The organism is Agrobacterium sp. GW821-FHT02D03, assembly GCF_059421725.1.
The window spans coordinates 524857-537414 of record NZ_JBWKVN010000001.1 but is presented as its reverse complement, the minus strand read 5'-3'; the positions used below and the strand labels follow the sequence as shown (position 1 = coordinate 537414).

Genomic DNA, 12558 nt, shown 5'->3' with positions numbered 1-12558 from the left:
CGAAAAGCGCGGGATAGGAAAGATGACGGTTCCCCGGCGTTAAGCCGGTTCTGCCAGAATGCCCGCGTTTGCACCGTCCCTACGCCAGTATGAACTGGATCAGGTTCAACGGGTCACTGCGCGCTCTAGCAGTATCTCAGCCCCTTGCCGGGACCCCCCTGGTGAATGCCGCAATCAAAAACCTCATGGCGCCGATTGTCAAGCTGGCAGCTGGTTGCGCCAAAAGAGGGCGGTGGTGAAACCACAATTGCGTTGGGCGCCAAGCAATGTCACCGGAAATTAACCGCACCACTTATGACAATGTTATGTTTTTAAATGTAACTCAGAAGTTACGCGATAATGCCTCCAGTTAAAGGGAGATACTTGGGATGAATTCTACTATCCGTGACGTGCTGGCAAAATTCGGTCAGCTTCCCGTTTCCGTCGACACGCTTGCCGACGATGCCGATCTTTATGCCGCGGGCCTGTCCTCCTTCGCCTCCGTGCAGCTGATGCTGGGCCTGGAAGAGGCCTTCGACATCGAGTTTCCCGACAGCATGCTGAACCGCAAATCCTTTGCCAGCATCGCCGCCATCGAAACCACGGTCAAAGCCATTCTCGACGGGAAAGAGGCTGCCTGATGAACCTCGCCGTCGCGCCTCACCGTGAAGCACTGAGCGCCCGGGCGGCGCGGGTGGCGGCAATTGCCGCAAAACATGCCGATGCGGTGGATACCGAAGGCCGCTTCCCGAAAGAGGCCGTCGACGCGCTTCGCGAGGAAAAGCTGCTCGGCATCCAGGTTCCGGTTCACATGGGCGGCGAAGGCGCCACCATGCTGGAGCTTGCCGATATCTGCTCCATTCTCGGCCAGGCCTGTTCGGCCACCGCAATGATCTACGCCATGCACCACATCAAGGCCTCGAGCCTGGTGGAGCACGGCGAAGAAAGCCAATGGCACAGCGCCTTCATGCGCCGCCTGGCAAACGAACAATTGCTGCTGGCCTCCGCCACCACCGAAGGCGGCATTGGCGGCAATCTTCGCAATTCCATCTGCGCCATCGAAGTGGATGGTGACATCTGCCGCCTGGAAAAGGACGCGACCGTCATTTCCTATGGCAGCGAAGCCGATGCCATTCTCATCACCTCGCGCAGCAACAAGGATGCCGCTCCCTCCGATCAGGTGATGACGGTGTTTTTGAAGGACCAGTATAGCCTGGAGCGCACCCATGTCTGGGATACGCTTGGCATGCGCGGCACCTGCTCCGACGGTTTCCTGTTCAAGGGCGAGGCGCCGGCCGAACAGATTTTCCCCAAGCCTTTTGCCGAAATTGCAGCGCAATCCATGCTCGCCACCTCGCATCTTCTGTGGAGCGGCGTGTGGTACGGCATCGCGTCCGACGCGGTAGCGCGGGCGCAAAGCTTCGTACGCGCCGCCGCCCGCAAATCGCCAGGATCAGCACCGCCCGGCGCACTGCGACTGGCCGAAGTGTCGAACAAGCTGCAGATCGTCAAGTCCAACGTGATTGCCGGCATCAAGGCCTATGACGAGACCAGAGCCGACCCGGACAAGCTGATGTCGATGGGCTTTGCCATTGCCATGAACAACGTCAAGATCTGCTCGTCCGAGACCATTCTGGAAATCATCGACCATGCCATGCTGATCTGCGGCATCATGGGCTACAAGAACGGCACGCCCTATAGCCTTGGCCGCCATCTGCGTGACGCGCATTCTGCCCGGCTGATGATTTCTAATGACAGAATCCTGAGCAATTCCGCCAATCTCCTGCTGGTTCAAAAGCAGGATACGAGCCTTCTGAGGTAGGACCATGGACGCACAAACATCTTTCCTCGACAGGCTCTTCGACAAGGGTTTGCTCATCGATACCGGCGTCGACGGGCTCTATGGCCGAAGCGGTCAGTTCGAAGACGTGATCACCGGCCTCGAAAGCCTGGTCAGCAAAGTGGGTGCCGGCGATAAGGCCGAAGCGATCCGCTTTCCACCCGGCATCAACCGCGCCTATTTCGAAAAAAGCGGCTACATGAAGAGCTTCCCGCAGCTCGCCGGTACCGTCCATTCCTTCTGCGGCTGCGAGCTCGACCACGTCAACCTGTTGAAGACAATGGATGAGGGCGGCGACGACTGGGCAAAAGACCAGAAGATCACCGATATCGTGCTCACACCGGCCGCCTGCTATCCGCTCTATCCGACCATCGCCAAGCGCGGCAATCTGCCCGATGGCGGCGGTCTCTACGACATCCAGTCCTACTGCTTCCGCCATGAGCCTTCCAAGGACCCGGCGCGCCAGCAGCTCTTCCGCATGCGCGAATATGTCCGCATGGGCACCGAAAGCGACGTCACCGATTTCCGCCAGCTGTGGATGGATCGCGGCGTGGCAATGATGGAAGGCATCGGCCTCGACGTGAAGCTCGATATCGCCAACGATCCCTTCTTCGGACGCGCAGGCCGTATGCTGGCCAACAACCAGCGCGACCAGAACCTGAAGTTCGAACTGCTGATCCCGGTCACGTCGACGGCCAACCTGACCGCCTGCATGAGCTTCAACTACCACCAGGATGCCTTCGGCGCGAAATGGGGTCTCAATCTCGCAGACGGCTCTGTCGCCCACACCGCCTGCGTCGGCTTCGGCCTGGAGCGACTGGCGCTCGCCCTCCTTGCCAAGCACGGGCTGGATGTCGATCAATGGCCGCAGTCGGTTCGCGACACGCTTTGGAACTGAGGCCTAAGAGGTACGCATGACGGCAATTTTTGCGGCCCTGAGCCCTGAGAGCCATGTCCCTCACCTGCTCCACGCATCCGACAGGATGTGGCCGGAAACCAATTGCTTTGTCGATTTGTGGATCGAGCTTGTGGCCTCGTGCGGCCTGCCGCCCGAAGCCATGTTCGGCTTTACCCTGACGCAGGACTTCGAGGGCGACCACTTCACCTTCTTCAAGATGCCGCTCGAAGACCTCGAAGCGCTCTATGGCATCCGCTCGACCGAGCTTGCGATCTTCGACGATGTCGAAACCCATATCGAAACGCAGCTGAAGCGCGGCCGCATTTCCCTGATCGAGGTGGACAGCTTCTACCTGCCGGATACCCATGGGGTCGGCTACCGAAACGATCACGGCAAGACGACGATTGCCATCAACCGCATCGATCGCGCCAGTCTCAAGCTCGACTATTTCCACAATGCCGGCTACTTCGCGCTGGAAGGCGAAGACTATGCCGGCGTGTTCCAGCACCACTTGAAAGAGGGCGAACCGCCCTTCCTGCCCTATGCGGAATTCGCCAAGTTTCCGGAAAAGCCAGTCCCCGAAGAACGCCGCCGCGCAGTTGCAAAGCGCCTGCTGGTTCAGCATTTTTCCAGACGACCGGCGGACAATCCCATCCGGGCATTCTCGCAGGTCTTCCCGGCACAGGTGGAAAAGGTTGCCGACCGGCCCTTCGGCTTCTTCCACAAATACGCCTTCAACACACTACGCCAGCTCGGCGCCAATTTCGAACTCGCCGCCAGCCACCTGCAATGGCTTGCCGGACCACAGGCTTTCGATGACGCAGCCGCCGAGGCGCTGAAGATCGCCGAAGTGGCAAAGACGGTGCAGTTCCAGCTGGCACGCGCCGTGGCGCGTCGCAAATTCGAGCCGCTCGCCACCGCTCTTAATCCCGCGGCTGACGCCTGGGACGCGCTGATGGCGAAGCTCAATTCCCATCTCGACACCGCCAGCGAGGCCGCGTGAGCGCGAGCTTTCGACATGACGCCCTCTCCGGCCAGTGGCTGACGGAGGGTTGGACGCTGACATTGACGCAAGCCAGTGCCTATGAGCGCCCATCCGACATCCCGGCAAATTCGGAAAGCCTTGCAGCACCGGTTCCCGGCACCGTCGCCGAGGCGCTGGAGAAGGCTGGTAGCTTCGACCGCTTCGACCCACAACCGCTCAACCATCTCGATGCCTGGTACCGACTGACGCTCGAAACCGCTGCCCTGCAAAGCGCGACGCTGCATTTCGATGGCCTTGCGACCATCGCCGACATCTATCTGAACGACGAGCCTATCGCGCACGCATCTAGCATGTTCGAGGCGCTTGAGGTTGGCGTCACGCTTTCCGGCACGGATGAGCTGGCGATCTGCTTTCGCGCCCTGAAACCCCATCTGGAAAAGACCGGCCCCCGCGCCCGCTGGCGTCCGCAGATGATGTCGACGCAGGCGCTTCGGCTGATCCGCACGACGGCGTTGGGCTACATGCCCGGCTGGTGCCCGGAGATCCACGCCGCAGGACCATGGCGACCGATCCGGCTGGTGCGTGACGGCGACGCGGATTTCGACCTCACCTCCTTCGCCACCGAATTGACAGAAGATGGCGTTGGCATCCTCCGTGTCAGCGTTGAAGCGCGGTCCTCGTCCGTTATCGAGATCGGTTGTGGGGGTCGCTGGCAGACGCTTGAGTCCGTTTCAGACGCTCTCTTCTCAGCCGAGCTGCGGCTTCCGGCCATAGAGCCCTGGTGGCCCGCCACCCGTGGCACGCCGACGCTGCACGAGGTTCACCTTCGCATCGACGGCAAGACGCACACGCTGGGCAAAACCGGCTTCCGCCGCATCGAGATCGATCACGGTGCGGATGGGAAAGGCTTTGGTCTGACGATCAATGGCGTCGCCATCTTCTGCCGGGGTGCCGTCTGGTCCAACGCCGATATCGTCCGGCTTCCCGGCGCCAAAGAGGATTACGCACCCTGGCTGCACCTTGCCGCAGAGGCGGGCATGAACATGATCCGCATTGGCGGAACCATGGCCTATGAGACCAGAGACTTTTTTAGCCTTTGCGATGAACTCGGCCTGATGGTCTGGCAGGACATGATGCTCGCCAATTTCGATTACCCGGCGAAAGATGAAGGCTTTGTCGCCCATATCGAGAAGGAAACGGCGGACCTTCTGGCGAATGCGGCGCTCTCTCCCTCGCTGACCGTCATCTGCGGGGGCAGCGAAATGTACCAGCAGGGCGCGATGCTGGGCCTCGGCGAGAGCTTCTGGAAAGGTCCGCTGACCGAGGAGATATTGCCGCGCTTCATCAAAGCGCGTCGCTCCGACATCGCCTATGTCCCGAACTCACCCTTCGGCGGCGCGCAGCCCTTCTTCACCGACGAGAAGGTCGGCCACTACTACGGCGTGGGCGCCTATTGCCGCCCGCTGGACGATGCCCGGCGCGCCGATGTGCGCTTTGCCGGCGAGTGCCTCGCCTTCGCCAATGTGCCGCAGCAGAAGACGCTTGATCGGCACCTGCCCGTTCCCGCCGTTCATCATCCGGTGTGGAAATCCCGCGTGCCGCGCGATCGCGGCGCCTCCTGGGATTTCGAGGATGTGCGCGATCATTATCTGAATATCCTCTATGGTCTCGACCCGTCGCGGACACGGCGCGAGGATGGCGAGCGCTATCTCGACCTTTCGCGTGCCGCAGTTGCCGAGGTGATGGAAACGACCTATGGCGAATGGCGGCGCAACGGCTCCTCCTGCCAGGGCGCCATGGTGCTGACCCTTCAAGACCTCGTGCCCGGTGCCGGCTGGGGCGTGATCGATTCGACCGGCGAGCCGAAGTCGGCCTGGTATGGGCTGAAACGCGCCTTTCGCCCTGTGCAGTTGATCCTGACGGACGAAGGCACCAACGGGCTTGCCGTCCATCTCGTCAACGAAACGGCTGAAACGCGCAGCCTCATTGTCGAACTTACCTGCCTGCGTGATGGCCTGCAGCCTGTCGTTCGAGGCCAGAAGCAGCTCGAACTTGCGTCGCGATCCAAAGCAAGCCTTGCCGCCACGGATTGTTTCGGCGCCTTTTTCGATACCACCTATGCCTATCGATTTGGCCCGCCTGCCCATGATGTGACCGTCGCCAGCCTGAAGGACGCCGTGACAGGAGAGCTGATTGCCGACGCCTTCCATTTTCCGCGCGGCCGCGCCGCCGCCATGCATCCTGCGACGCTGACGGCGACGACCGAGCAGAAGGACGGCCGCTGGTTCATGACGGTGAGCACGGACCGGTTCGCGCAGTCGATCACGGTCAGCGCCGAAGGTTTCCGCCCGGCCGATGACTGGTTTCATCTGGCGCCTGGAGAGGCCAGGACCATCGAGCTGATCGCAGGCGAGAATGCACCCGCCGAGCCCCATGGCGAGATCCGGTCGCTTGGGCAACGTCAGCATTTTCGGTATTGATAAAAAATGTTTCGGTTTTCCGGCCAATGTTGTAGTGAAGCGACTTGTTTCACTGGTAGGTGAACCACCATATCCCTTACCCGTTTAAGCGCTCCCTTACCCCTCCGGAGCCGCTTTGACGCGCGCATGAACATCCATTACCTTCCACTTTATCCGGCACGGCATAGAAGTCCTCGATGGAAAAAAGTCTGACGCGTTACATCTGGACGCACACCAGGAATCAGCAGCTTTTCATTCTGCTGATCGTGGCGCTGTCGATGATCCCCTACTTCCTGGCCTTCGATCTGCCCAAGCAGATCGTCAACGGCCCGATCCAGGGCGATGGCTTCGAAGGCGCCAACGCCACCCAGCTGTTCATGCATCTGACGCTGAGTATACCCTATTACGGCACCGTCACGCTGTTTCCGGGCATCGAGCTGAACCGCATGGCGACGCTGATGGGGCTCAGCCTCACCTTCCTGGCGCTCGTCATCGTCAACGGCCTCTTCAAATATTACATCAACACCTACAAGGGCCGGCTGGGCGAGCGGCTGCTGCGCCGCATCCGCTTCCAGTTGATCGACCGGGTCCTGCGCTTTCCGCCCACGCATTTCAAGCGCGTCAAGGGCGCGGAAATCTCCAGCATGATCAAGGACGAGGTGGAGCCGCTCGGCGGCTTTACCGGTGACGCCTTCGTCCAGCCGGCGCTGCTTGGCGGCCAGGCACTGTCGGCGCTCTTCTTCATTCTGGTGCAGAATTTCTGGCTCGGCATGATTGCCGCCTTCATGGCCGCCATCCAGGTCGGCATCATCCCGAAAATGCGCCGCCGCCTGATCGATCTTGGCCGTCAGAGACAGCTGACCGCGCGCGAGCTTGCCGGTCGCATCGGCGAAATGGTCGATGGCATCGGCACGATCCATGCCTATGACACATCGAACTTCGAACGCGCCGATGCCGGCCAGCGCCTCGGTCAGATCTTCAAGATCCGCTACGACCTTTATCAGTGGAAGTTCCTGGTCAAATTCATCAACAACTTCCTGGCGCAGCTGACGCCGTTCTTCTTCTACGCGGTGGGCGGTTATCTGACGCTGCGCGGCAGTCTGGACGTCGGTCAGCTGGTTGCCGTCATCAACGCCTACAAGGAACTGCCCGGCCCGTTGAAAGAGCTGATCGACTGGGATCAGGCCCGCCAGGACGTGCAGGTGAAGTACGAACAGGTCTTCGAACAGTTCGATTCCCCAAGCATGATCGACCCGAAGATCCAGGATCTGGCGCCGGCGGCAGCAGCCGCAATCACCGGCCCGATCGTCATTTCGGCGCTGTCGCTGGATGATGATAGCGGCACGCGGCTGCTCGATCAGGCAACGCTCACCATCAACCCCGGCGAAACCGTCGCGATCGTCGGCAGCGCCGGTGCCGAGGCGCTGGCCGATGCCCTGGGACGCACGCTCTGGCCAACATCGGGCAAGATTTCCATTGGCGACACCGATTTCCACGATCTGCCCGAATCAGTCACCGGACGGCGCATTTCATACGTCTCGGCCGACAGCTACTTCTTCCACGCAAGCCTGAAGGACAATCTTCTCTACGGATTGAAGCATGCGCCCCTCAAACCCAAGCAGTATGAAGGGACTGAACTCGAGCACCGAAAATGGGAAGTCCGCGAGGCCAAGCTTGCAGAGAACCCGGACATGGATCTCAACGGCGACTGGATCGATTACGAGTCGAGCCCGGCAGGCCGCGAGGATCCGGAGCAATTTCTCAAATCCATGCTCGCCGTTTTGGACACTGTTCAGCTTTCGCCAGACATTCTCGAATTTGCGCTCCGCTCCTCCATCGATCCAATGAGCGACCTGCATCTGGCAGCCCGCATCGTCGAATTGCGCCGGACGCTGCGCAGCGAACTGGAACGCGAGAACCTCTCCGGCCTCATCGTCCCCTTCGAGCCGGACAGCTACAACACCGAGGCGACAGTGGGCGAGAACATTCTCTTCGGAACCATGCGCGACGCCCAGACCGGCAGCAGCAAGATCATCGAAAGCAAGTATTTCCTGTCGCTCATGCGCGGAACGGGCCTTTCCAAAACGCTCTTCGACATGGGTTATACGATCGCCGAGAACATCGTCGAAATCTTCTCCGACCTGCCGCCGGATCATCCGCTGTTTCAGCAGCTAAGCTTCATGACGGCGGAAGACATTCCGAACTATCAGCAGATGCTGCAGCGCCTGCAAGGCAAGCAGTATGACGATGCGAGCGAGGCCGACCGCCGCGCCATGATCCGCCTCAGCTTCTTCTACGTCGAACCAAGACAGCGTTTCGGTCTGTTGACGCCGGAGGTGATGAACCGCATCGTCGAAGTGCGCCACATGTTCCACGAGAACCTGCCGGGAGACCTTCGCGACGTGATCGAGCCCTACGATCCGGATCAATATGCCGCCTCCACCAGCCTGCTCGACAACATCCTCTTCGGCAAGGTCAGCCATCGTTACACCGATGCCTCGCGCCGCATCACCCGGATCGTCGCCGATGCCATGCGCAAGCAGGGCGTTTACGAGCGCGTTCTGGCCGTAGGTCTCGAATTCAACCTCGGTGCCGGCGGCAAGCGGCTTGGCCCATTGCAGCGCCAGAAGCTCAATCTCGCGCGCGCCTTGATGCGCCGCTCGGATTACTATGTGCTCAACCGTCCGCTACCGGGCCTCGATCATCGCCTGCAGCAGGAGATCGTCGACAACGTCATCGCCTTCTTAAGGAGAGATGGCGCAAATCCGGCAGTCTTGTGGGTCTTGTCGAACCCGTCGCTTTCCAAGATGTTCGATAGGGTTATCGTTGTTAACCACGGTACAATTGTCGCAGACGGATCATACGAGACTCTTATGCAAGAAAACGGTACATTCAAGGAAATGATCGCGGCCTGATACATTGCAGGCGCCCGACAGGAACACGAACCAGGACAAGGCTATGCTTTTCAAAGATGAAATTCAGATGCTGAAACGCGTTCCCTTCTTTAGCGAGATGGAACCGTCGAAACTCAAGTTGCTTGCTTTTGCTTCGGACCGCGTTTCCTATCTTGCAGGAGACGAGCTGTTCCGGCAGGGCGATATTGGCGATAGTGCCTATGTGCTTCTGACCGGCAAGGTCGATGTTCTGATCGACTCTCCGTCGGGCCAGATCAAGCTGACGGAAATGAGCGGCAACGCCATCGTCGGCGAGATCGCCATTCTCTGCGACAGTGTCAGAACCGCGACCGTGAAAGCCTCGACGCCGGTGGAGGCGCTGCGCATCGGCAAGGAGCAATTCTTCAAGCTGATGTCGGACTTCCCCGAGATCACCATCAAGGTCATGCGTGTTCTGGCCGAGCGTCTGACGCAGACGACGACGGAACTGAGCAAGGCTCGCGCGCATTCAAGCGTTTGATAATATATTCTTCCAGACTGCGGCGCTTTAAGGAAAAAATAAAAGTGGTGCTGCAGTCATAAAACTGAAATGCTGCGTGGAGTAGGCACGCGCCAGTTGTTGGCGAAGAGAAAACGGGACCCTACGGAGGAAGCGTTGAGACGGGTTGCCGTGGCAGGTTGGGGTGTATGATGGCGTTGAATTCCGACGGAGACCGTCGGGGCAATAGACAGGAATTCCGGGTCAAGATCTGGGGAGCGAGAGGGACGCTTCCTGTATCGGGAGAAAAATTCCACAAATATGGCGGCAACACGATCTGCATCGAGGTTCGATGCGGCGAGCATATCCTGCTCTTTGACGCAGGCTCTGGTCTTCATCCGGCCGGTCTGGCGCTGAGGGCCGAAGGTGCCGGCAGCGTCGACATGTTCTTCTCCCATTGCCACTACGACCACATTGTCGGCTTCCCCTATTTCAAACCATTCTTCAAGCGCGAGAACGACGTTCGCATCTGGTCCGGCCATCTGGCAGGCCAGAAGACCACCCGCGACATGCTGCGCGAATTCATGAGCCCGCCCTGGTTTCCCGCACCACTCGACATTTGCTGCGCCCATATCGATACCCGCGATTTTACCGCCGAAGACACGCTCTCGGTCCATCCGGACCTGTCGATCCGCACCGGTATGCTCACCCATCCGGGCAACGCCATCGGCTACCGCATCGACTGGCAGGGCAAGAGCCTTGCCATCATCACCGATACCGAGCATGAGCCGGGCAAGCTCGACAAGGCGGTGCTGAAACTGATCGACGATGTCGATCTCTTTCTCTATGACGCGAGCTTCACCGACGCGGAAATGGAGCTTTACAAGGGGTACGGCCACTCCTCCTGGCAGCAGGGGATCAAGCTTGCCAAACATGCCAACGCAAAATCGGTCGGCTTCATTCACCACGCCCCCTTCCGCACGGATGATGAACTCGACCAGATCGACCAGGATGCGAAGAAGGAATTTGCTGGCGCCTTTGCAGCCTATGACGGGCAGACGATCGAGCTTTAGGTCTTTGTTGTATCGCATGTCTTTGTCGCAAAACCGCTTCACAGTTTTGCGTGGACCATGCTTTAGACCGGCGGCTGCCTCGAATAAGACTAAAAAACATTATCTCCGTGAGGCTCAGGATTCGTCTTGAGCAGGCAAAGACAGCCGGTGTATCGGCAGGTCACGACAAAGCGTGCTACTGCGGACCGCGACAGACGACGATTATTTGAATATTCATTTGTATTGAACGAGATTTGAGGTCGGGATTGGCGCAATACGTGACAGAGACCTCTTTGCGGCGAGCGCGATTGCTCTCAGGTCTCGTCATGTTGGCCTTTGTCGCCTGTCACCTCTTCAACCACGCGCTTGCACTGATTTCCATCGATACGGCTGAATATGGCAGAGGCTGGTTCAGTCTCCTCTGGCTGAACCCGATCAGCAGCGTCATCTTCTACGGCTCGGTCGTCGTTCACCTCTTCCTCGTGCTGCGCTCCATCTACCTGCTGCGATCGCTGCAGATGCCGTGGCGCGAGGCGCTGCAAATCCTGCTTGGCCTGGCTATCCCCTTCCTCATCATCGATCACGCCGCCGGCATCCGGTTCTCCCGCATGCTCTTTGGCATCGATGAGGGCTATGACGTCGTCATCCGCCGGTTCTGGATCATGTCCCCCTATCTCGGCCTTCGCCAGAGCATTGCGCTGGTGCTTATCTGGGCGCATGGCTGTCTCGGCGTCTATTTCTGGCTGCGCTACCGAAGCTGGTACCGGCAGGTGGCGCCGTATCTCCTAATGTTTGCGGTTCTGCTGCCAATCATGGCGTTGCTGGGTTTCAGCGATGCCGGGCGGCAGATGGAGATGGACCTTCCGGCCGATCATCCCCATTCCGAGGCGGGGATGCGCTCGCCCTCAGACCCGCCGCCCGCCCCTTCGCCACGGTCGCCGGAGCGCCAGGCGACGATCTCGCATATCACCTTCGGGATACGGCTTGCCTTTGGCGCAGCCGTCATCCTGACATTTTCCGCGCGCGCCATAAGAGGCTGGCGGCAGAGATCGCGCGGCTTCGAAATCCTGTATGAAGACGGCCATGCGCTGCGCGCGCCGGCGGGTTTCAGCATTCTGGAGGCAAGCCGGCTCGAAGGCATTTCCCACTTCTCCGCCTGCGGCGGCAAGGGGCGCTGTTCCACCTGCCGCGTCAAGATCCTGGAATCGGAGGCTCCCCTGCCGGAGCCGGGCGATATCGAGCGCGCCACCCTGCAGCGTATTCATGCCGATTCCGATGTGAGACTCGGTTGCCAGCTTCGTCCGACCGGTCGCGTCAAGGTGGCGCTGCTTCTTGCCGCCCGCCAGCAGGATGATGCACCGGCCAATAACGAGCCGATCCGCCCCGGTCGCGAGGAGGAGATTGCGGTTCTTTTCTGCGATCTCAGAAACTTCACCGCCCTGTCAGAATCGCGCCTGCCCTATGACATGGTGTTTCTGCTGAACCGCTATTTCACCGTCGTCAGCCAATCGGTGGAGCAGGCAGGCGGGCGCATCGACAAATTTATCGGCGATGGCGCCATGGCGCTGTTCGGTCTGGACGGCAACCGGGAAACCGCCTCGGCCGATGCACTGAAGGCCGCCTGCCTGATCCTGCGCAATGTCGAGAAGCTGAATGAAGAACTGGAGCAGCAGTTTGCCGTGCGTCTGCGCATCGCCATCGGTATTCATGCCGGCCCGTCGATTGTCGGCATCATGGGCTATGGCGCGGCAAAGACGCTGACGGCGATCGGCGATACGGTCAATGTCGCAAGCCGCCTGGAGACGGCCGCAAAGGAATTCGACACCTCCATCGTCGTCTCGGAACCGGTGATGGTCCAGTCCGGGCACAAGCGTGACGGACTTCGAAGCCGCACCATTCCCATTCGCGGGCGCAGCTCGGAGATGAAGGTCTTTCTGATCTCCGAGGAAGAAGCCCGTGGGCTTCTGTCGTAA

At 59.8% G+C, this 12558-nt stretch carries 9 protein-coding genes and 1 riboswitch; all 9 genes read left to right on the top strand.

From position 1 onward, the window contains the following. Nucleotides 1-58 precede the first annotated feature (58 nt). Nucleotides 59-170: riboswitch (TPP riboswitch) on the bottom strand. A gap of 198 nt (nucleotides 171-368) precedes the next feature. The 9 genes from AC07U5_RS02425 (at nucleotide 369) to AC07U5_RS02385 (ending at nucleotide 12558) form a co-directional block, all read left to right on the top strand. Then, a complete protein-coding gene (locus AC07U5_RS02425; protein WP_062424835.1) occupies nucleotides 369-620 on the top strand; it encodes an acyl carrier protein in 252 nt (83 codons plus the stop codon). Beyond that, nucleotides 620-1801 (top strand): acyl-CoA dehydrogenase family protein, encoded by a 1182-nt coding sequence (locus AC07U5_RS02420; protein WP_130976823.1) that lies wholly within the window; start codon nucleotides 620-622, stop codon nucleotides 1799-1801. Before AC07U5_RS02425 ends, AC07U5_RS02420 begins: the two co-directional genes overlap by 1 nt. Before the next feature lie 4 nt (nucleotides 1802-1805). Further along, on the top strand, nucleotides 1806-2717 hold the full coding sequence (locus AC07U5_RS02415) for an amino acid--[acyl-carrier-protein] ligase (protein WP_448746555.1): 912 nt from the start codon (nucleotides 1806-1808) through the stop codon (nucleotides 2715-2717). A 16-nt stretch (nucleotides 2718-2733) separates the two neighbouring features. Beyond that, nucleotides 2734-3720, top strand: coding sequence for a DUF1839 family protein (locus AC07U5_RS02410; RefSeq protein ID WP_494722191.1), 987 nt, complete (start codon nucleotides 2734-2736; stop codon nucleotides 3718-3720). Then, a complete protein-coding gene (locus tag AC07U5_RS02405) occupies nucleotides 3717-6182 on the top strand; it encodes a glycosyl hydrolase 2 galactose-binding domain-containing protein (protein ID WP_494722190.1) in 2466 nt (821 codons plus the stop codon). Before AC07U5_RS02410 ends, AC07U5_RS02405 begins: the two co-directional genes overlap by 4 nt. Nucleotides 6183-6358: 176 nt before the next feature. Then, nucleotides 6359-9076, top strand: a complete 2718-nt coding sequence (locus tag AC07U5_RS02400; protein ID WP_494722189.1) for an ABC transporter transmembrane domain-containing protein — start codon at nucleotides 6359-6361, stop codon at nucleotides 9074-9076. A gap of 43 nt (nucleotides 9077-9119) precedes the next feature. After that, nucleotides 9120-9575, top strand: a complete 456-nt coding sequence (locus tag AC07U5_RS02395) for a cyclic nucleotide-binding domain-containing protein (protein ID WP_062424841.1) — start codon at nucleotides 9120-9122, stop codon at nucleotides 9573-9575. A 170-nt stretch (nucleotides 9576-9745) separates the two neighbouring features. Next, entirely contained in the window at nucleotides 9746-10606 is an 861-nt protein-coding gene (locus AC07U5_RS02390) for an MBL fold metallo-hydrolase (RefSeq protein ID WP_116494330.1), read from the top strand. Between the two features lie 245 nt (nucleotides 10607-10851). After that, nucleotides 10852-12558: an adenylate/guanylate cyclase domain-containing protein gene (locus AC07U5_RS02385; RefSeq protein ID WP_494722188.1), complete on the top strand. Its 1707-nt coding sequence runs from the start codon at nucleotides 10852-10854 to the stop codon at nucleotides 12556-12558.